The organism is Variovorax frigidus, assembly GCF_051216515.1.
Classification (GTDB): Bacteria; Pseudomonadota; Gammaproteobacteria; order Burkholderiales; family Burkholderiaceae_C; genus Variovorax.
On record NZ_JBPJZF010000001.1, the window covers coordinates 175528 to 194814 of the forward strand.

Consider the following 19287-nt stretch of genomic DNA (forward strand, 5'->3'; position numbering starts at 1 on the left):
GGGCGTCATCCATCCGGAGAACCCAGTGCTTTTGTCTCTCAAGGGAGCTTTTCCTCCCGCCATCCTGGCGCTCGCAGACGGCACGGTCTTTCTCGGCAATTCGATCGGAGCCGCCGGCTCCACAGCCGGCGAAGTGGTGTTCAACACCTCGATGACCGGCTATCAGGAAATCCTGACCGACCCCAGCTATTGCCAGCAGATCGTGACGCTCACGTATCCGCACATCGGCAACTACGGCGTCAACGAGGAAGACATCGAAGCCGACAAGGTCCATGCCGCGGGCCTGATCATCAAGGACCTGCCACTCCTTGCCTCGAATTTCCGCCAGACCGAGACGCTCGACGCCTACCTCGTGCGCAGCAAGACGGTGGCCATCGCCAACATCGACACGCGCAAGCTCACGCGCCATCTGCGCACGCACGGCGCGCAGAACGGCTGCATCGTGGGCCTGGCCCAGGGCGAATCCGTCACGCAGTCGCACATCGACCGGGCCATCGCTGCCGCCAAGGGCGCGCCGAGCATGGCCGGCCTCGACCTGGCCAAGGTGGTGTCGGTCACGCAGACCTACGAATGGACCGAGACCGAGTGGAAGCTCGTGAACCTGAACGGCAAGCCGGGCTACGGCGTGCAGATCACGCCCAGGTTCCATGTCGTCGCCTTCGACTACGGGGTCAAGAAGAACATTCTTCGCATGCTGGCGCAACGCGGTGCGCGCATCACCGTGGTGCCGGCGCAGACGCCCGCGGCCGACGTGCTCAAGCTCAAGCCCGATGGCATCTTCCTGGCCAACGGTCCTGGCGATCCGGAACCTTGCGACTACGCCATCCGCGCGGCCCGGGAACTGATCGAGACCGGCATTCCCACTTTCGGCATCTGCCTGGGCCACCAGATCATGGCGCTGGCCTCGGGCGCGAAGACTTTCAAGATGAAGTTCGGCCACCACGGCGCGAACCATCCGGTCAAGGACCTCGACAGCGGCCGCGTGAGCATCACCAGCCAGAACCACGGCTTTGCGGTCGACGAGAAGTCGCTGCCGGCCAACCTGCGCCCCACGCACATCAGCCTGTTCGACAACACGCTGCAGGGCCTGGCGCGCACCGACAAGCCGGCCTTCTGCTTCCAGGGACACCCCGAAGCCTCGCCCGGCCCGCACGACATCGGCTACCTGTTCGATCGCTTCACGGCATTGATGGAAAAGCACAAAGCAGGAAACAAGAATGCCTAAGCGCACAGATCTCAAGAGCATCCTCATCATCGGCGCCGGCCCGATCATCATCGGCCAGGCCTGCGAGTTCGACTACTCGGGCGTGCAGGCCTGCAAGGCGCTGCGCGAGGAGGGCTACAAGGTCATCCTGATCAACAGCAACCCCGCGACGATCATGACCGACCCGGCCACGGCCGACGTCACCTACATCGAGCCCATCACCTGGCAGACGGTCGAGAAGATCATCGCCAAGGAACGGCCCGACGCGATCCTGCCGACCATGGGTGGCCAGACCGCGCTCAACTGCGCGCTGGACCTGTGGCGCAACGGCGTGCTCGACAAGTACAAGGTCGAGCTGATCGGCGCCAAGCCCGAGGCCATCGACAAGGCCGAAGACCGCCTGAAGTTCAAGGACGCGATGACCAAGATCGGACTGGGTTCGGCCCGCTCCGGCATCGCGCACTCGATGGACGAGGCCTGGGTGGTGCAGAAGACGCTCGGCTTCCCGACCGTGATCCGCCCGAGCTTCACGCTCGGCGGCACCGGTGGCGGCATCGCCTACAACCCCGACGAGTTCGAGACCATCTGCAAGCGCGGCCTCGAAGCCTCGCCGACCAACGAGCTGCTGATCGAAGAGTCGCTCCTCGGTTGGAAAGAGTACGAGATGGAAGTGGTGCGCGACACCGCCGACAACTGCATCATCGTCTGCTCGATCGAAAACCTGGACCCGATGGGCGTGCACACCGGCGACTCGATCACCGTGGCCCCGGCGCAAACGCTGTCCGACAAGGAATACCAGATCCTGCGCAACGCCTCGCTGGCCGTGCTGCGCGAGATCGGCGTCGACACCGGCGGCTCGAACGTGCAGTTCTCGATCAACCCGCAGGACGGCCGCATGGTCGTCATCGAGATGAACCCGCGCGTGTCGCGTTCGTCGGCGCTGGCCTCCAAGGCCACGGGTTTCCCGATCGCCAAGGTCGCGGCCAAGCTGGCCGTGGGCTACACGCTCGACGAGCTGCGCAACGAGATCACGGGCGGCGCCACGCCGGCGTCGTTCGAACCGTCGATCGACTACGTGGTCACCAAGATTCCGCGTTTCGCCTTCGAGAAATTCCCGCAGGCCGACTCGCGCCTCACGACGCAGATGAAGTCGGTGGGCGAGGTGATGGCCATGGGCCGCACCTTCCAGGAATCGTTCCAGAAGGCCTTGCGCGGCCTCGAAGTGGGCGTCGATGGCCTGAACGAAAAAACGCAGGACCGCGAAGTGCTCGAGAAGGAACTGGGCGAGCCCGGTCCCGAGCGCATCTGGTACGTGGGCGATGCCTTCGCCATGGGCCTGAGCGTCGATGAAGTGTTCGCGCTGACCAAGATCGATCCGTGGTTCCTGGTGCAGATCGAAGAGATCGTGAAGATCGAACTCGAACTGGAAACCAAGTCGCTGGACGACATCGACAAGGACACGCTGCTCGCGCTCAAGAAGAAGGGCTTCTCCGACCGTCGCCTCGCGCGCCAGCTGAAGACCACCGACACCGCGATCCGCGAGAAGCGCCGTGCCCTGGGCGTGCGCCCGGTCTACAAGCGCGTCGACACCTGCGCGGCCGAGTTCGCCACCGACACGGCCTACATGTACTCGACCTACGAGGACGAGTGCGAAGCCGACCCGACGGACAAGAAGAAGATCATGGTGCTCGGCGGCGGTCCCAACCGCATCGGCCAGGGCATCGAGTTCGACTACTGCTGCGTGCATGCCGCGCTCGCCATGCGCGAGGACGGCTACGAGACCATCATGGTCAACTGCAACCCCGAGACCGTTTCGACCGACTACGACACCTCCGACCGCCTGTACTTCGAACCGCTCACGCTCGAAGACGTGCTCGAGATCGTCGACAAGGAAAAGCCGGTCGGCGTGATCGTGCAGTACGGCGGCCAGACGCCGCTGAAGCTCGCGCTCGACCTCGAAGCCAACGGCGTGCCGATCATCGGCACTTCGCCCGACATGATCGACGCGGCCGAAGACCGCGAGCGCTTCCAGCAGCTGCTGCACGAGCTGGGCCTGCGCCAGCCGCCGAACGCCACCGCGCGCACCGAACCCGAAGCGCTCGAAAAGGCCGCGGCCCTGGGCTATCCGCTGGTGGTGCGCCCGAGCTACGTGCTGGGCGGCCGTGCGATGGAAATCGTGCACGAGCAGCGTGACCTCGAACGCTACATGCGCGAAGCGGTCAAGGTGAGCAACGACTCGCCGGTGCTGCTCGACCGCTTCCTCAACGACGCGGTCGAATGCGACGTCGACTGCATCCGCGACGCCGAAGGCGGCACGCTGATCGGCGGCGTGATGGAGCACATCGAGCAGGCCGGCGTGCACTCGGGCGACTCCGCCTGCTCGCTGCCGCCCTACAGCCTGAACGCCGACACCATCGTCGAACTGAAGCGCCAGAGCGCCGCCATGGCCAAGGCACTGAACGTGGTCGGCCTGATGAACGTGCAGTTCGCGATCCAGCAGAAGGACGGCAAGGACGTCATCTACGTGCTCGAAGTGAACCCGCGTGCGTCGCGCACCGTGCCTTTCGTGAGCAAGGCCACGGGCATCCAGCTGGCGAAGGTGGCGGCACGCTGCATGGCCGGCCAGTCGCTGGCTTCGCAGGGCATCACCAAGGAAGTGACCCCGCCGTACTTCAGCGTGAAGGAAGCGGTGTTCCCCTTCGTCAAGTTCCCGGGCGTGGACACCATCCTCGGCCCCGAGATGAAGTCGACCGGTGAAGTCATGGGCGTGGGCAAGACCTTCGGCGAAGCCTTCGTGAAGTCGCAGATCGGTGCCGGCACGCTGCTGCCGAAGTCGGGCAAGGTCTTCATCTCGGTGAAGAACAACGACAAGGAACGCGCCGTCGAGGTGGCGCGCGGCCTGGTCAAGCTGGGCTTCGAACTGGCGGCCACCAAGGGCACGGCTGCGGCGATCGGCGCCGCCGGCATCGCCTGCGCGACCGTCAACAAGGTGACCGAAGGCCGCCCGCACATCGTGGACATGATCAAGAACAACGAGATTGCACTGGTCATCAACACGGTCGAAGAGCGCCGCAACGCGATCACCGATTCGCGCCAGATCCGCACCTCGGCACTGCTGGCGCGTGTGACCACCTTCACCACGATCTTCGGCGCCGAAGCTGCGGTCGAAGGCATGCAGCACATGGACGAACTCGGCGTGATCTCGGTGCAGGAGATGCACGCGCAGCTGGCGGCGGCCTGAGGCCGGACATGGACGCGCAGCTCGTCGAACTCGACCTGGCCGACTGGGCCGCGGCCACGCCCAACCCGGCGTGGATCGCGGCGCTCGAGGCCGGCAAGGTGCTGTATTTCCCCAGGCTGGGCTTCGAGCTTCTGCCCGAGGAACGCAGCCTCCTGACGCCGAACCTGCTGGCGCCCAAGGTGCGCAACATCAGCCTCGACGCCGAGGGGCGCTTGAAGGGCGCCGCGGGCGACGAGGCGGTACAGCGTGCCGCCGCGGCGATGGTGGGGCGCTTCCGCGCCCAGGCGCAGCAGCTGATCCACGGCCTGCTGCCGCACTACACGCCGGCGCTGCGGCTCGCGCCCACCAGCTATCGGCCGGCGCAGGTCGAGACGCGCGTGCAGTCATGGCGCGCCGACGACAAGCGCATGCATGTCGATGCCTTTCCGTCGCGTCCCAACTATGGCGAGCGCATCCTGCGCGTGTTCACCAACGCCAACCCTGACGGCGCGCCGCGCGTCTGGCGGGTGGGCGAGCCCTTCGAGACGGTCGCACAGCGCTTCCTGCCGCGCGCCAAGCCTTACTCGGCCTGGCAGGCGAAGCTGCTGCGCGCGTTGCGCGTGACCAAGTCGCTGCGCAGCGAGTACGACCATCTGATGCTGCAGTTGCACGACGGCATGAAGGCCGACCTCGACTACCAGAAGAACGCGCCCCAGCAGACCGTGCCGTTCCCGGCCGGTTCGGTCTGGGTGTGCTTCTCCGACCAGACCTCGCATGCCGTGATGTCGGGGCAGTACATGCTCGAACAGACGCTGCACCTGCCCGCGGCGAGGCAATACAATCCCGAGGCAAGCCCGCTCGCCATTCTGAGCCGGCTGACCGGACGAACCCTCGTCTGATCCTCTCTCCCCACATGCACCGCCGAACGGCAGCGTTCGGCGTTTTCGCTTTCTGGAGCAACAAAACATGAGCACCATCCCCGTCACCAAGCGCGGCGCCGAAAAACTGCGCGAAGAACTCCATCGCCTCAAGACGGTCGACCGTCCCTGGGTGATCAACGCCATTTCCGAGGCGCGTGCCCAGGGCGACCTGAGCGAGAACGCCGAGTACGAAGTCGCCAAGGACCGCCAGGGCTTCATCGAAGGCCGGATCCAGGAAATCGAAGGCAAGCTGTCGGCCGCGCAGATCATCGACCCGACCGCGCTCGACGCCGGCGGCAAGGTGGTGTTCGGTGCCACCGTGGAGCTCGAGGAAGAGAGCACGGGCGAGGCCGTCAAGTACCAGATCGTGGGCGAGGACGAGGCCGACCTGAAGCTCGGCCTGATCAACATCTCCAGCCCGATCGCGCGCGCGCTGATCGGCAAGGAGGAGGGCGACACCGCCGAGGTGCAGGCGCCCGGCGGGCTCAAGCACTACGAGATCGTCGCGATCAGCTACGTCTGAGCCCCATGAAGGACCGTATCGCGCTGCTCGTGGCTGCCTTCTGGTGGGGCAGCCTGAGCACCGTGGGCTTCCTGGTGGTGCCGATGCTGTTCGCCAAGCTGGGCAACCCGTCGGTGGCCGGCAATTTCGCCGGCCAGCTGTTCGCCGCGCAGAGCTGGATCGCGATCGCCTGCGGCCTGATCCTGCTGATGTACCTGCGTCAGAGAGCCGACCAGGGCTTCGACGACGCCATCCGCTTCGCCATCGGCCTGGTCCTGGCCGCATTGCTGCTGGCCCTGCTGCAGCAGTACGCCGTGGCGCCGCGCATCATGGCGCGCGACAATCTGAAGCTCTGGCACCCGGTGGGCAGCGCCATGTACCTGCTGCAGTGGGCCTGCACCGGCGTGCTGCTGTGGCGCATGGGGCGCCGCACCGGCGGCTGATCAGGCGCTGGTCCAGTAACGGGCGATCCATCGCGCCGGCCGGATGAAGCGGAAGGCGCGGTTGCGGCGGCCTGCCAGCGCATCCGGCGGGTTGCATTCGCCGTGGAACACCACGATGCGCGCACCGTCGGGCACGAAAGGCTCCTGCCAGTAGTTGGTCGGCCAGGTCGGGATACCGTGGTACTTGAAGCTCGGGCACCAGGCGTCGGGCCAGTACTGCAGGCGCCCCTGGGCGTGCATGAAGTCCGACAGGTAGGCCTGTTCGTTGCGGAACTTGGCCTGCACCGCGTCCATGTTGGCGCGGAAATACGCCAGAACGTCCGCATGCGCGCCGAGCTCGAACCGGTAGACCGACGAGTTGCCGGTGATGCGCTCGGTCCGCCAAGGGCGCGCGTAGTCGTGAATGATCAAAAACTCGCCCGGCTGCTCGAAGAAGGCGTCGAGGCTGCCGACCACCACCACATCGAGGTCCAGGAAGAGGGCGGTGCCGCGCAGGCCGTGCAGGTCCGCCTCGAAGGTCGTGAGCTTCTTCCAGGCCCGGTCCGGCTGGCCCGCGGGCACTTCCAGGTCGAGCGGCGGAATCGGCAGGCACTGCACTTCGCTGCGGATGCCCTGGCCGTCGTCGGTGAGGCAGACGAAGTTGAAGTCGCCGCTGAGGTTGCGGCGCACCATCGCATAGAGGCGATTGACGTAGTCGGGGCCGTATTTCGTGCCCCACTTCATGCAGAGAATATGGCGCCGGGCGCCTTGCACTGCCGCCAAGCTCAGTCTGCCTGGTTGCGCTTCTTGGCCGACAGCGGACGCGGCGGCTTGGCGCGCTTGATCGTGCCGCCGGGCGTGAGGCGCTGGTTGCCCAGCACGCGCAGGGTCTTGATCTCGGGGCGCTGGCCGCCGCGCTTGCTGTACTTGAGCACCTTGACGTCACGGGGGCCGGGCATGCGGTCTTCGTCGACCACGCGCTCCTTTTCGACCTTGGGGCGCCACAGCACCAGCAGCTTGCCGATGTGCTGGATCGGCGCGGCGTTGAGTTCGTCGGCCAGCGTGGCCAGCATGGCTTCGCGGGCCGCACGGTCGTCGGAGAAGACGCGCACCTTGATCAGGCCGTGGGCCTTGAGCGCAGCTTCGGCCTCTTTCGTGACAGCTGGCGTGAGCCCGTCGCCACCGATCATGACGATCGGATCGAGGTGGTGGGCGTCGGCGCGATGCACCTTGCGTTGCGCGGGGGTAAGTTGAATGGCTGTCATGCCCGTATTATCGAGGCGAATGAAAGTCAAGACGAAAAGCAACAAGGTCAACAAGGCGTGGTTGAACGATCACGTGAACGACACGTACGTCAAGTTGGCCGCCCGTGAGGGTTACCGCGCACGCGCCGCCTACAAGCTCAAGGAGATCGACGAGACGCTGGGATTGATCCGTCCAGGGCATCTGGTGGTCGATCTGGGCTCGACGCCGGGGGCCTGGAGCCAGTACGTGCGGCGCCGGCTTTCCCCCCACGGCGCCGCGTCCGGCACGCTGGACGGCACCATCATCGCGCTCGACCTGCTGCCGATGGAACCGATCGAAGGGGTGATCTTCCTGCAGGGCGATTTCCGGGAGGACGAGGTGCTGGCCCGGCTGGAAGCCGCCCTGGCGGGCCGCAAGGCGGATGTCGTCGTGTCGGACATGGCGCCCAACCTCTCGGGCATCGCTTCGGCCGACGCGGCGCGCATTTCGCATCTGGTCGAGCTGGCGATCGACTTTTCACGCCGGCACATGAAGCCCGAAGGGGCGCTCGTCACCAAGCTCTTCCATGGCGGCGGCTACGCCGAGCTGACCCAGTTATTCAAGGCGAATTTCAAGACCGTGAAGCCGATCAAGCCCAAGGCTTCGCGCGACAAATCGTCCGAAACCTTCATGGTCGGCATCGGCTTGAAAGCCGCAGACACGAATTGATACGTCGGACAGCGGCGCAAAACCGTGCCCCGGCTGTGGCTGCTCGGGGGAAATCGCGGTGTTTCACGGCTTGAAAAGCCTAAAATGGCCATCAGTTGCGTGACCTGGGCGAAGTTTCATTTCGCTGTCACGCGCTTTTGACTGGAGCTTCGTTTGAACAATCAGTGGTTTTCCAAAGTTGCCGTCTGGCTTGTCATCGCGATGGTGTTGTTCACTGTGTTCAAGCAGTTCGACACCCGCGGTGCCGCCGGCGCCGGCAGCGTCGGTTATTCGGACTTCCTCGAAGAGGTCCGCGGTAACCGCATCAAGAGTGCCACCATCCAGGAAGGCCAGGGCGGCGGTAGCGAGATCGTGGCGGTCACCAACGACGATCGCCGCATCCGTACCACCGCCACCTACCTCGACCGTGGCCTCATCGGCGACTTGATCGCCAACAACGTCAAGTTCGACGTCAAGCCGCGTGAAGAGGGCTCGCTCCTCATGACGCTGCTGGTCAGCTGGGGGCCGATGCTGCTGCTGATCGGCGTCTGGGTCTACTTCATGCGACAGATGCAGGGCGGCGGCAAGGGCGGTGCTTTCAGCTTCGGCAAGAGCAAGGCGCGCATGCTCGACGAGAACACCAACACCGTGACCTTCGCCGACGTGGCCGGTTGCGACGAGGCCAAGGAAGAAGTCAAGGAAGTCGTCGACTTCCTCAAGGACCCCGGTCGCTTCCAGAAACTCGGCGGTCGCATTCCGCGCGGCCTGCTGCTGGTCGGCCCCCCGGGCACCGGCAAGACGCTGCTGGCCAAGTCGATCGCCGGCGAAGCCAAGGTGCCGTTCTTCTCGATCTCGGGTTCCGACTTCGTCGAAATGTTCGTCGGCGTGGGCGCGGCCCGTGTGCGCGACATGTTCGAGAACGCCAAGAAGAACGCCCCCTGCATCATCTTCATCGATGAAATCGACGCGGTCGGTCGCCAGCGTGGCGCGGGCCTCGGCGGCGGCAACGACGAGCGCGAACAGACGCTCAACCAGATGCTGGTCGAGATGGACGGCTTCGAGACCAACCTGGGCGTGATCGTGGTCGCGGCCACCAACCGCCCGGACATCCTGGACGCCGCACTGCTGCGCCCGGGCCGTTTCGACCGCCAGGTCTACGTCACGCTGCCGGACATCCGCGGCCGTGAGCAGATCCTCGGCGTGCACATGCGCAAGGTGCCGCTCGGCCAGGACGTGAACCCGAGCATCATCGCGCGCGGCACGCCCGGCATGTCGGGCGCCGACCTGGCCAACCTGTGCAACGAAGCCGCGTTGATGGCCGCCCGCCGCAATGCGCGCGTGGTCGAAATGCAGGACTTCGAAAAGGCCAAGGACAAGATCTTCATGGGCCCCGAGCGCAAGAGCATGGTCATGCCCGAGGAAGAGCGCCGCAACACGGCCTACCACGAGTCCGGCCACGCCCTGATCGGCAAGCTGCTGCCCAAGTGCGACCCGGTCCACAAGGTCACGATCATTCCGCGCGGTCGCGCCCTGGGCGTGACCATGAGCCTGCCCGCACAGGACCGTTACAGCTACGACCGCGAATACATGCTCAACCAGATCAGCATGCTGTTCGGTGGCCGCATCGCCGAAGAAGTGTTCATGCACCAGATGACCACCGGCGCCAGCAACGACTTCGAGCGCGCGACCTCGATTGCCCGCGACATGGTCACGCGCTACGGCATGACCGATGCGCTGGGCCCGATGGTCTATGCCGAGAACGAAGGCGAAGTGTTCCTGGGCCGCTCGGTCACCAAGACCACCAACATGAGCGAACAGACCATGGAAAAGGTCGACGGCGAAGTGCGCCGCATCATCGACGAGCAGTACGCCCTGGCGCGTGGCCTGATCGAAGCGAACAGCGACAAGATGCACGCCATGGCCAAGGCCCTGCTCGAATGGGAAACCATCGACTCGGAACAGCTCGACGACATCATGGCCGGCCGCGAACCCCGTCCGCCCAAGGACTGGACGCCGCGCATCCCGCCGTCGAACAACGGCGGCAGCGGCGGCACGCCGGCGGTCGCGACCGATCCGGCGCCCACCGCAGCCTGAGCATGGCGCAGTGCAGATCGACGGGGCCTCTGGCCCCGTTTTTTCGTCCTGGAGCAGCGTCATGACGACACCCCTTCCTCACTGGCGCAGCACGCGCTTCCTGATCGACCTGTCGCGGCCTCGCGTGATGGGCATCGTCAACGTCACGCCCGACTCCTTCTCCGACGGCGGCGCCCATGCCTCGACACAGGCCGCGGTGCGCCACTGCGAGGCCCTGGTGGCGCAAGGCGCCGACCTGCTCGACATCGGCGGCGAGTCGACCCGTCCGGGCAGCCCGGCGGTGCCGCTGCAGCAAGAGTTGGAGCGCGTGCTGCCTGTGGTGCGCGAAGCGGTGAGCCTGGGCGTGCCGATCTCGGTCGACACCTCCAAGGCCGAGGTGATGCGCGCCGTGCTGGACCTGGGCGCCGACATCGTCAACGACATCTGGGCGCTGCGCCAGCCCGGCGCCTTGGCGGCGGTCGCGCAGCATCCCTCCTGCGGCATCTGCCTGATGCACATGCACCGTGACCCGCAGACCATGCAGACAGAGCCGATGAGCGGCGACGTGGTGGCGGGCGTTCGCAGCTTCCTCGCGGTCCACGCGCAGGGGCTGCGCGACCTGCGGGTCGACGCTGCGCGCATCGTGCTCGATCCCGGCATCGGCTTCGGCAAGACCGTGAGGCAGAATTTCGCCCTGCTGGCGCGGCAACGCGAACTGCTGGACATCGGCTACCCGCTGCTGGCCGGCTGGTCGCGAAAATCCTCGCTCGGTGCCGTCACAGGCATCGAGAATGCGGGCGAGCGCATGGTGCCCAGCGTGGCCGCGGCCCTGCTGGCAGCCGAGCGCGGCGCTGTCATCCTGCGCGTGCACGATGTGCGCGAGACCGTTGCGGCCCTGGCCGTGCAGAAGGCGATGCAGGACGCTCACACACAAGATCAACCAGACAAGACGACACCATGACTCGACAGTATTTCGGCACCGACGGCATTCGCGGCACGGTCGGCCAGGCCCCCATCACACCGGACTTCGTGTTGCGCCTCGCGCATGCCGTGGGCCGCGTGCTCAAGAAGACGCAGAAGCGCCCCACCGTGCTGATCGGCAAGGACACGCGCATCTCCGGCTACATGCTCGAATCGGCGCTCGAATCGGGCTTCAATTCGGCCGGGGTCGACGTGGTGCTGCTCGGCCCGCTGCCGACGCCCGGCGTGGCCTACCTCACGCGAGCGCAGCGCGCGAGTCTGGGCGTGGTGATCAGCGCCAGCCACAACGCCTTTGCCGACAACGGCATCAAGTTCTTCAGCGCGCAGGGCACCAAGCTCGACGACGCCTGGGAGCTGGCGGTCGAGGCCGCGCTCGAAGAAGCGCCCGTGTGGGCGGATTCCGCGAACCTCGGCAGGGCCCGCCGCCTCGACGACGCATCGGGCCGCTACATCGAGTTCTGCAAGAGCACCTTCGCCAACGACCTCACGCTGCGCAACATGAAGCTGGTGGTCGACGCGGCGCACGGCGCGGCCTACCAGGTGGCGCCCAACGTGTTCCACGAACTGGGTGCCGAAGTCAGCACCATCGGCGTGTCGCCCGACGGGCTCAACATCAACAAGAACGTCGGTGCAACGCATCCGGAAGCGCTGGTGGCCACGGTAGTGGCGCAGAAGGCCGACTACGGCATCGCGCTCGACGGCGATGCCGACCGGCTGCAGCTGGTCGATGCGGGCGGCCGCCTGTTCAACGGCGACGAACTGCTCTACCTGATGGTGCGCGAGCGCATCGAGCGCGGCGAGAAGCCGGTCGGCGTGGTGGGCACGCTGATGACCAACAAGGCGGTGGAGATCGCGCTGCGCAAGCTGGGCGTCGAGTTCGTGCGTGCCAAGGTCGGCGACCGTTACGTGCTCGAGGAGTTGGAGAAGCGCGGCTGGCTGCTGGGCGGCGAGAGCTCGGGCCATCTGCTGGCACTCGACTGCCACACCACGGGCGACGGCATCGTGAGTGCGCTGCAGGTGTTGCAGGCCTGCCAGCGCAGCGGCAAGACCGTGGCCGAGCTGCTGTCCGACGTGGTGCTGTTCCCTCAGACCATGATCAACGTGCGGCTCAGGCCCGGGCAGGACTGGCAGGCCAATGCCGCACTCCAGGCCGAGACGCAGCGCACCGAAGCCGAGCTGGGCGATGCGGGCCGGGTGCTGATCCGCGCGAGCGGCACCGAGCCGCTGGTGCGGGTGATGGTCGAGGCGCGCGACCGCGACCAGGCCGATGCCTTCGCTCGGCGCATGGCGGCCACGCTCGAGGACTGACGTGGCGGCAGCCACGGTGAGCGCGGTACACCGGAGCACGCTGCACAGCTTCTCCAAGTTCGCCGAGCCCGCGATCCGGTTGATCGCAGGGCTGGGCGTCGAAGGCGATGCGCACGCGGGCACGACGGTCCAGCACCGCTCGCGCGTGGCGCGCAACCCGAGCGCGCCCAATCTGCGGCAGGTCCACCTGATCCACGCCGAGCTGTTCGACGAGCTGATGGCCGCGGGCTTCGCGGTCTGGCCCGGCGACCTGGGCGAAAACCTCACGACGAGCGGCATCGCGCTGCTGGACCTGCCGACCGGCACGCGGCTGCACATCGGCGAGGCGGCGGTGGTCGAGCTGACCGGGTTGCGCAACCCCTGCAGCCAGATCGACCGTTTTCAGCGCGGCCTGATGGCCGCCACGCTGGCACGCGACGCTCAGGGCGAGCTGGTGCGCAAGGCGGGCGTGATGGCGGTGGTATGTGAAAGCGGGGAGGTCCGAGCCGGTGACCCCATCCGCATCGAAATGCCGGCGGGTAGCGCCCGGCGACTGGAGCCTGTGTGATCGATATCGTTCTGGCCGACTATGGCCATCCTGTCCACGCTGCGGCGCTGGTGCGTCTGCTCGATGCCTATGCGCGCGATCCGGCCGGCGGCGGCGAGCCGCTGGCCGACGCGGTGCGTGCGGGTCTGCCGGCTGCGCTGGCGGCCCGTCCACAGGCCTTCAGCGTGCTCGCCTTCGATGGCGACGAGGCGGTGGGCCTGATCAACTGCATCGAGGGCTTCTCGACATTCGCCTGCCGTCCGCTGGTGAACGTGCACGACGTGGTGGTGGCGGCCAGCCATCGCGGTCAGCGCATCACGCAGCGCATGCTGGCGCGCGTGGAGGAAGAGGCGGTGGCACGCGGCGCCTGCAAGCTCACGCTGGAGGTGCTGCAAGGCAATGCACCCGCGGTGCGCGCCTACGAGCGCGAGGGCTTTGCGGGCTACCAGCTCGATCCGGCCTTCGGCTCGGCGCTCTTCATGCAGAAGCCGCTGTAGCGCGCGGCCGCAAAAAAGCCGCCGGCGCAGGGCGCGGGCGGCTTCATGGCACGGCAACGGATCAGAAGCGCGTGACGGGTGGCTCGATCTCGCGCTTGTCGGCGGCGTAGCGGCCCAGCTCCCACTTGGCGATCGCATTGCGGTGCACTTCGTCCGGGCCGTCGGCGAAGCGCAGCGTGCGCGCCTGGGCATAGGCATTGGCGAGCGGGAAGTCGTCGGACATGCCGCCGCCACCGTGCACCTGCATGGCCCAGTCGATCACCTGGCAGGCCATCGACGGTGCCACCACCTTGATCATCGCGATCTCGTTCTTCGCGACCTTGTTGCCGGCCACGTCCATCAGCCAGGCAGCCTTGAGCGTGAGCAGGCGCGCCATGTCGATCTTGCAGCGCGCTTCGGCGATGCGTTCCTGCGTGACGGTCTGCGAAGCGACGGTCTTGCCGAAAGCCACGCGCGACGAGGCGCGGCGGCACATCAGCTCGAGCGCGCGTTCGGCCAGGCCGATCAGGCGCATGCAGTGGTGGATGCGTCCCGGGCCGAGGCGACCCTGGGCGATCTCGAAGCCGCGGCCTTCGCCCAGCAGGATGTTGTCGACCGGCACGCGCACGTTCTCGAAGGTCATCTCGACGTGGCCGTGCGGCGCATCGTCGTAGCCCAGCACGTTGAGCGGACGGATCACCTTGATGCCCTTGGCGTCGGCCGGCACGATCACCATGCTCTGCTGCGAATGCCGCGCCGCTTCGGGATCGGTCTTGCCCATGGTGATGTACACCGCGCAGCGCGGGTCGGCCGCACCGGAGATCCACCACTTGCGGCCGTTGATCACGTACTCGTCGCCCTGGCGTTCGATGCGCGTGGAGATGTTGGTCGCATCGCTCGAGGCCACGTCGGGCTCGGTCATCGCGAAGGCCGAGCGGATCTCACCTTCGAGCAGCGGCTTGAGCCAGCGTGCCTTGATGGCTTCGGAGCCGTAGCGCGCGATGGTCTCCATGTTGCCCGTGTCGGGCGCCGAGCAGTTGAAGGCCTCGCTGGCCCATGGCACGCGGCCCATGATCTCGGCCAGCGGCGCGTATTCCTGGTTGGTCAGGCCGGCGCCTTCGTAGCCCGAAGCGGCCGCGCTGTCGACCGGCAGGAACAGGTTCCACAGACCCTGAGCCTTGGCTTTTTCCTTGAGCTGCTCGACGGTCTTGAGGGCGGTCCAGCGCTTGCCCGCGGCCGTGTTCGCGGCCAGCTCGGCCGTGTAGGCGGCCTCGGCCGGATAGATGTGCGCGTCCATGAACGCGCTCACACGTTGCTGCAGTTCCTTGGTCTTGGCGGAATACTCGAAGTCCATTGGTCGTCTCCTGGGGTGAACGGTTGAATCTCGGCGCTCAGGCCTTGCTGGCGAAGGCCCAGGCCATTTCGGCCATCGGACGCGCGCCGCGGCCCGATGCCACGGCCTGTTCGCTCGAGGCGGTGCCGGCCTCGACCCGCTTGGCGATGCCTTGCAGGATGGCCGCCATGCGGAACAGGTTGTAGGCGAGGTAGAAGTTCCAGTCGGGCGCCAGCGCCTCGGGCGTGGTCAGGCCGGTGCGCTCGCAATAGCGGCGGATGTAGGCGCTCTGCGTGGGGATGCCCAGGCTTTCCACATCGAGGCCGCCGATGCCGCGGAAGGCGCCGGGCGCGATGTGCCAGGACATGCAGTGGTAGCTGAAGTCGGCCAGCGGGTGGCCCAGCGTCGACAGCTCCCAGTCGAGCACGGCGATGGCGCGCGGCTCGGTCGGATGGAACATCACGTTGTCGAGCCGGTAGTCGCCGTGCACGATCGAGGTCATCGACGCGTCGCGTGCGCTGTCGGGCATGTGGGCGGGCAGCCATGCCATGAGCCGGTCCATCTCGGGAATGGGCTCGGTGATCGAGGCGACGTACTGCTTGCTCCAGCGGCCGATCTGGCGCTCGAAATAGTTGCCGGGCTTGCCGTAGTCGGCCAGACCGCGCTCCGCGAACTTGACCTTGTGCAGCGCGGCGATCACGCGGTTGAGTTCGTCGTAGATCGCACTGCGCTCGGCGGTGTCCATGCCGGGCAGGGACTGGTCCCAGAGCACGCGGCCCTGCTTGAACTCCATCACGTAGAAGGCCCGGCCGATGACCGACTCGTCTTCGCACAGGCAGTGCATCTGCGGCACGGGCACGTCGGTGCCCGCGAGGCCGCTCATCACCTTGAACTCGCGCTCGATCGCATGGGCGGAGGGCAGCAGCTTGGCGACGGGGCCAGGCTTGGCGCGCATCACGTAGCTCTGCGTGGGCGTGACCAGCTTGTAGGTCGGGTTGGACTGGCCGCCCTTGAACATCTCCACCGTCAGCGGACCCTTGAAACCATCGAGGTGGGCCTCGAGCCACGCGGCGAGCGTTTCGACGTCGAAGGCGTGCTGCTGCGAGACCGCGCGGGTGCCGATGAAGTTGCTGAAGTCCTGGGTCATGAAGTGGCGATGGGGTTCGTCGTCAAAGGTCGGCTTCGGAAAGGCGCATGAGCCCGGCCCGGTCGAGCACCACCAGGCCGCCCTGTTCGATGCGGATGATGTGCTCGCGCTCCATGGCCTTGAGCTCCTGGTTGACGCGCTGGCGCGAGGCGCCCAGCAGCTGCGCCAGTTCTTCCTGCGCCAGGTGCAGGCCGATGCGCATGTGGCTGCCGTCGTCCAGCGCCGGGGCACCGTAGCTGCGCACCAGGTGCGTGAGCTGCTTGGCCAGGCGTGCGCGCAGGGGCAGGGTGTTGAGATCCTCGACCAGGCCGAAGAGCTGTCGGATGCGCCGGGCCTGCAGGCGCATCAGCGCTTCGTAGAGCTCGACGTGGTTGGCCAGGATCTTCTGGAAGTCGGCGCGCGCCACGTTGAGCGTGGTCGTGTCGCCGTGCGCATAGGCATCGTGCGTGCGTCGGTCCCCGTCGAACATCGCCACGTCGCCGAACCAGATGCCCGGCTCGACGTAGGTCAGCGTCACCTGCTTGCCTGACACCGTCGTCGAGCTCACGCGGACCGCGCCCCGGGCGCAGGCGATCCATTGCTCGGGCGGGTCGCCGCGGGCGCAAAGCAGATCGCCGTCCTTGTGACGTTTGACGTAGGCGCATCGGAGGATGTCGTGTCGCAGTGAGGGAGAAAGAGAAGAGAACCAGCGACCGTTGTTGATCGCCTCGCGTTCGTCGATGGTAAGAATGGGCTCGTCCATAGGTCTGTCCTGTCGGCGACTGAAAGTGGCAAAGATGTCTCGGGAGCGACGCGTGTCAGCTCACGCGTAGCGGGGCTTCTGCTTGGCGAGGAAGGCGTCGATGCCGATCCCGGCGTTGGGGTGGTGCAGGTTGCGCACGAAGTGATCGCGCTCCTGCGCGAGCTGGGACGAGAGCGTGTGGCCACGCGCCTCGTTGAGCAGTTCCTTGATGCTCGTCAGTGCATTGGGGGCCTTGCCGTCCAGGTGGGCCGCGAGGCGCAATGCGACGGACAGGGCTTGGCCGGTGTCGGCGAGTTCGTTGACCAGGCCGGCCGCATGCAGGCGCGGTGCGCCGATGCGCTCGCCGCCCATGAGCCATTCGGTGGCCAACTGGCGCGGCAGCGCCTGCGCCAGGTGCCAGCTCATGCCGCCGTCGGGCGAGAGGCCGACGTTGACGTACGAGGCGGCGAACACCGCATCGCGTGCCGCCACCAGCAAGTCGCAGGCCAGTGCCAGCGAGAAGCCGGCGCCGGCGGCCGCACCCTCGACCGCCGCGATCACGGGCTTGGGGAAAGTGCGGATCGAGTCGATCCAGTTGTGCAGGCCTTCGATCGACTCGGCCTGCACCGAGGCCGCCTGCTGCCGATTGGCCTGCAGCCGCTGCAGCGAGCCGCCGGCACAGAACCACGGGCCTTCGCCCACGATGACCACGCTGCGGATCTCGACGCTGCTTTCGGCGCCGTTGAGCGCCTCGATGCCGGCCGCGTAGATGGCCGGATCGAGCGCGTTGCGCATCGAGGGATTGGAGAGGGTCAGCACCATCGTGCTGCCTTCGGTGGTGCTCTTGAGTTCGGCGGTCATTTGGCTGTCTCTCGTCTGGTCTATTTCTTCATTCTTCTTCGTGCATCAGGCTCAGGCCCAGCGCACCGCGCCGGCGCAGCCAGGGGCTCGGGCGATAGCGCGGGTCACCGTACACGGTCTGCAGGTTGAACAGCACCTCCAGCATGTTGGTCGGGCCGTACAGGTCGCCCATCGCGAGCGGGCCGCGCGGATAGCCCAGGCCCAGGCGCACGGCCGTTTCGAGGTCGGCCGGCGAGCAGACGCGCTGCTGGCACATGTCGGTCGCGATGTTGACGATGGTGCCGACCACGCGCTGGGTCACGAAGCCGCCGCTGTCGCGGATCACGCTCACGGCCTTGCCGTCGCGTGCGAACAGGGCGTGCGCCGCGTTGCGCATGTCGATCCGCGTCGCGGGGTTGGTGGCCAGCACGCGGCGCTTCGTCGCGGCATCGTCGATCATCAGGTCGATGCCCATCGTGCGCGTCGCATCGAGGCGTTCGACCGCGGCCACCGTGGTCACGTCGAAGCCCAGCGGCGCCACCAGGATCAGGGCCTGCGAGGAGGGCGCCGCACCGGTTTCGATCTGCGCGCCCAGCGTGTGGATCAGCTTGAGCAGCTCGGCGCGGCGGGCCGCACGCGGCGACACCCAGACCGGCGGCAGTGCATCGACCGTGGGTGCGGCCGGCTCGGGCGTGACCTGCGCGGCGCCCTCCACGTAGCGGTAGAAGCCCTCGCCCGTCTTGCGGCCCAGCGCGCCGGCGGCCAGGCGCTGCGCGGTGATCACGCTGGGACGGTAGCGGGGCTCCTCGTAGTACTGCCGGTAGATCGATTCCATCACCGGATGCGAGACGTCCAGCGCCGTCAGGTCCATGAGTTCGAAGGGGCCGAGGCGGAAGCCGGCCTGGTCCTTGAGGATGCGGTCGACCGTCGCGAAATCGGCCACGCCTTCGCCGACGATGCGCAGCGCCTCGGTGCCGAAGCCGCGTCCCGCATGGTTGACGATGAAGCCGGGCGTGTCCTGGGCCTGCACCGCGCTGTGGCCCATCTGCACCGCGTACCCGGCCAGCTGCCGGCAGATGGCCGGATCGGTCTTGAAGCCCGCGACGACTTCGACCACCTTCATCAGCGGGACCGGATTGAAGAAATGGAAGCCGGCGATCCGTTCCGGGTGCGCAAGCCCGGCCGCGATCGCGGTGACCGAGAGCGACGAGGTGTTGGTCGCGAGCGTGGCCGATGGCACCACCAGGGCCTCCAGTTCACGGAAGAGTTGCCGCTTGACCGCCATGTCTTCCACCACGGCCTCGATGACCAGGTCGCAATCGGCCAGGGCGCTCAGGGACTCCACCGCGTGCAGTCGATCGCTCAAGGTACTCAGTTGCGCGGCATCGAACTTTCCTTTTTCGTGCAGCTTTTGCCACTGCGCCACCACGGCGCCGCGACCACGTTCGGCCGCCCCGGCGAAGGTGTCGAAAATCAGCACGGTGCTGCCGGCTTGCACCGCAATCTGGGCGATGCCGCGCCCCATGGCGCCAGCGCCGACCACGGCCACTTTGGAATAGTTCACAGTCATTTTGATAAAGATCCGGTGTGTAATGAGCAGCGCGACAAACGTGTCAAAATGTGTTTACTTTAGGTTGCCTTTTGGGTTCATCTTGCACTTTCACAAACTCGCTGCATCCCTG

General features: G+C 66.7%; 18 protein-coding genes. 11 read left to right on the forward strand and 7 right to left on the reverse strand.

Annotated features, from left to right (window positions below; all coding sequences use genetic code 11):
• Positions 1 to 25: 25 nt before the first annotated feature.
• The 5 genes from carA (at position 26) to ACSFBC_RS00800 (ending at position 6289) form a co-directional block, all read left to right on the forward strand.
• A complete protein-coding gene (gene carA, locus ACSFBC_RS00780; RefSeq protein WP_435508409.1) occupies positions 26 to 1225 on the forward strand; it encodes a glutamine-hydrolyzing carbamoyl-phosphate synthase small subunit in 1200 nt (399 codons plus the stop codon).
• Positions 1218 to 4445 carry a carbamoyl-phosphate synthase large subunit gene (carB, locus tag ACSFBC_RS00785; RefSeq protein ID WP_435508410.1) on the forward strand — a complete coding sequence of 1076 codons (3228 nt, stop codon included), beginning with the start codon at positions 1218 to 1220 and terminating at the stop codon, positions 4443 to 4445. Before carA ends, carB begins: the two co-directional genes overlap by 8 nt.
• Before the next feature lie 8 nt (positions 4446 to 4453).
• Positions 4454 to 5323: a Kdo hydroxylase KdoO gene (locus ACSFBC_RS00790; RefSeq protein ID WP_435508411.1), complete on the forward strand. Its 870-nt coding sequence runs from the start codon at positions 4454 to 4456 to the stop codon at positions 5321 to 5323.
• A 67-nt stretch (positions 5324 to 5390) separates the two neighbouring features.
• Positions 5391 to 5867, forward strand: coding sequence for a transcription elongation factor GreA (gene greA, locus ACSFBC_RS00795; protein ID WP_219217805.1), 477 nt, complete (start codon positions 5391 to 5393; stop codon positions 5865 to 5867).
• A gap of 5 nt (positions 5868 to 5872) precedes the next feature.
• Complete coding sequence (locus tag ACSFBC_RS00800) at positions 5873 to 6289, forward strand: DUF4149 domain-containing protein (protein WP_435508412.1); 417 nt, start codon at positions 5873 to 5875, stop codon at positions 6287 to 6289.
• On the opposite strand, the gene ACSFBC_RS00805 is transcribed toward ACSFBC_RS00800, so the two are convergent.
• Both ACSFBC_RS00805 and ACSFBC_RS00810 read right to left on the reverse strand, forming a co-directional pair.
• On the reverse strand, positions 6290 to 7012 hold the full coding sequence (locus ACSFBC_RS00805; RefSeq protein WP_435508413.1) for a glycosyltransferase: 723 nt from the start codon (positions 7010 to 7012) through the stop codon (positions 6290 to 6292).
• 41 nt (positions 7013 to 7053) lie between these two features.
• On the reverse strand, positions 7054 to 7533 hold the full coding sequence (locus tag ACSFBC_RS00810; RefSeq protein WP_435508414.1) for a YhbY family RNA-binding protein: 480 nt from the start codon (positions 7531 to 7533) through the stop codon (positions 7054 to 7056).
• Between the two features lie 19 nt (positions 7534 to 7552).
• Here ACSFBC_RS00810 and ACSFBC_RS00815 point away from each other — a divergent pair, with 19 nt between their 5' ends.
• From ACSFBC_RS00815 to ACSFBC_RS00840, 6 genes are all read left to right on the forward strand, one after another.
• Positions 7553 to 8221, forward strand: coding sequence for an RlmE family RNA methyltransferase (locus ACSFBC_RS00815; protein WP_435508415.1), 669 nt, complete (start codon positions 7553 to 7555; stop codon positions 8219 to 8221).
• Positions 8222 to 8374: 153 nt separating this feature from the next.
• Positions 8375 to 10294 carry an ATP-dependent zinc metalloprotease FtsH gene (gene ftsH, locus ACSFBC_RS00820; RefSeq protein WP_435508416.1) on the forward strand — a complete coding sequence of 640 codons (1920 nt, stop codon included), beginning with the start codon at positions 8375 to 8377 and terminating at the stop codon, positions 10292 to 10294.
• Between the two features lie 61 nt (positions 10295 to 10355).
• Positions 10356 to 11234: a dihydropteroate synthase gene (folP, locus tag ACSFBC_RS00825; protein ID WP_435508417.1), complete on the forward strand. Its 879-nt coding sequence runs from the start codon at positions 10356 to 10358 to the stop codon at positions 11232 to 11234.
• Positions 11231 to 12562, forward strand: coding sequence for a phosphoglucosamine mutase (gene glmM, locus ACSFBC_RS00830; protein WP_435508418.1), 1332 nt, complete (start codon positions 11231 to 11233; stop codon positions 12560 to 12562). The genes folP and glmM overlap by 4 nt, the downstream gene beginning before the upstream one ends.
• Entirely contained in the window at positions 12522 to 13109 is a 588-nt protein-coding gene (locus ACSFBC_RS00835; RefSeq protein ID WP_435508419.1) for an MOSC domain-containing protein, read from the forward strand. The genes glmM and ACSFBC_RS00835 overlap by 41 nt, the downstream gene beginning before the upstream one ends.
• Positions 13106 to 13585, forward strand: a complete 480-nt coding sequence (locus tag ACSFBC_RS00840) for a GNAT family N-acetyltransferase (protein ID WP_435508420.1) — start codon at positions 13106 to 13108, stop codon at positions 13583 to 13585. The genes ACSFBC_RS00835 and ACSFBC_RS00840 overlap by 4 nt, the downstream gene beginning before the upstream one ends.
• A 61-nt stretch (positions 13586 to 13646) precedes the next feature.
• On the opposite strand, the gene ACSFBC_RS00845 is transcribed toward ACSFBC_RS00840, so the two are convergent.
• From ACSFBC_RS00845 to ACSFBC_RS00865, 5 genes are read right to left on the reverse strand one after another with little or no spacing between them, the layout of a single operon-like run.
• The gene (locus tag ACSFBC_RS00845; protein ID WP_435508421.1) at positions 13647 to 14918 is read right to left on the reverse strand and encodes an acyl-CoA dehydrogenase family protein; all 1272 of its coding nucleotides are present in this window, start codon (positions 14916 to 14918) and stop codon (positions 13647 to 13649) included.
• Positions 14919 to 14955: 37 nt separating this feature from the next.
• A complete protein-coding gene (locus tag ACSFBC_RS00850; RefSeq protein WP_435508422.1) occupies positions 14956 to 16044 on the reverse strand; it encodes a phosphotransferase in 1089 nt (362 codons plus the stop codon).
• Positions 16045 to 16066: 22 nt separating this feature from the next.
• Positions 16067 to 16786 (reverse strand): Crp/Fnr family transcriptional regulator, encoded by a 720-nt coding sequence (locus ACSFBC_RS00855; RefSeq protein WP_183023630.1) that lies wholly within the window; start codon positions 16784 to 16786, stop codon positions 16067 to 16069.
• A gap of 60 nt (positions 16787 to 16846) precedes the next feature.
• Positions 16847 to 17626, reverse strand: a complete 780-nt coding sequence (locus ACSFBC_RS00860) for an oxepin-CoA hydrolase, alternative type (RefSeq protein ID WP_435508423.1) — start codon at positions 17624 to 17626, stop codon at positions 16847 to 16849.
• Positions 17627 to 17654: 28 nt separating this feature from the next.
• Positions 17655 to 19175: a 3-hydroxyacyl-CoA dehydrogenase gene (locus ACSFBC_RS00865; protein WP_435508424.1), complete on the reverse strand. Its 1521-nt coding sequence runs from the start codon at positions 19173 to 19175 to the stop codon at positions 17655 to 17657.
• Positions 19176 to 19287 lie beyond the last annotated feature (112 nt).

What these genes read in the sequence shown, in the direction of transcription:
- folP (WP_435508417.1), top strand. Translation starts at nt 10,356, where the DNA reads ATGACGACACCCCTTCCTCACTGGCGCAGCACGCGCTTCCTGATCGAC.
- ACSFBC_RS00805 (WP_435508413.1), bottom strand. Translation starts at nt 7,012, where the DNA reads ATGAAGTGGGGCACGAAATACGGCCCCGACTACGTCAATCGCCTCTAT.
- ACSFBC_RS00790 (WP_435508411.1), top strand. Translation starts at nt 4,454, where the DNA reads ATGGACGCGCAGCTCGTCGAACTCGACCTGGCCGACTGGGCCGCGGCC.
- ACSFBC_RS00855 (WP_183023630.1), bottom strand. Translation starts at nt 16,786, where the DNA reads ATGGACGAGCCCATTCTTACCATCGACGAACGCGAGGCGATCAACAAC.
- ACSFBC_RS00850 (WP_435508422.1), bottom strand. Translation starts at nt 16,044, where the DNA reads ATGACCCAGGACTTCAGCAACTTCATCGGCACCCGCGCGGTCTCGCAG.
- ACSFBC_RS00865 (WP_435508424.1), bottom strand. Translation starts at nt 19,175, where the DNA reads ATGACTGTGAACTATTCCAAAGTGGCCGTGGTCGGCGCTGGCGCCATG.
- glmM (WP_435508418.1), top strand. Translation starts at nt 11,231, where the DNA reads ATGACTCGACAGTATTTCGGCACCGACGGCATTCGCGGCACGGTCGGC.
- ACSFBC_RS00810 (WP_435508414.1), bottom strand. Translation starts at nt 7,533, where the DNA reads ATGACAGCCATTCAACTTACCCCCGCGCAACGCAAGGTGCATCGCGCC.
- ACSFBC_RS00835 (WP_435508419.1), top strand. Translation starts at nt 12,522, where the DNA reads ATGCCTTCGCTCGGCGCATGGCGGCCACGCTCGAGGACTGACGTGGCG.
- ACSFBC_RS00800 (WP_435508412.1), top strand. Translation starts at nt 5,873, where the DNA reads ATGAAGGACCGTATCGCGCTGCTCGTGGCTGCCTTCTGGTGGGGCAGC.
- ACSFBC_RS00845 (WP_435508421.1), bottom strand. Translation starts at nt 14,918, where the DNA reads ATGGACTTCGAGTATTCCGCCAAGACCAAGGAACTGCAGCAACGTGTG.
- carB (WP_435508410.1), top strand. Translation starts at nt 1,218, where the DNA reads ATGCCTAAGCGCACAGATCTCAAGAGCATCCTCATCATCGGCGCCGGC.
- ACSFBC_RS00860 (WP_435508423.1), bottom strand. Translation starts at nt 17,626, where the DNA reads ATGACCGCCGAACTCAAGAGCACCACCGAAGGCAGCACGATGGTGCTG.
- greA (WP_219217805.1), top strand. Translation starts at nt 5,391, where the DNA reads ATGAGCACCATCCCCGTCACCAAGCGCGGCGCCGAAAAACTGCGCGAA.
- ACSFBC_RS00815 (WP_435508415.1), top strand. Translation starts at nt 7,553, where the DNA reads ATGAAAGTCAAGACGAAAAGCAACAAGGTCAACAAGGCGTGGTTGAAC.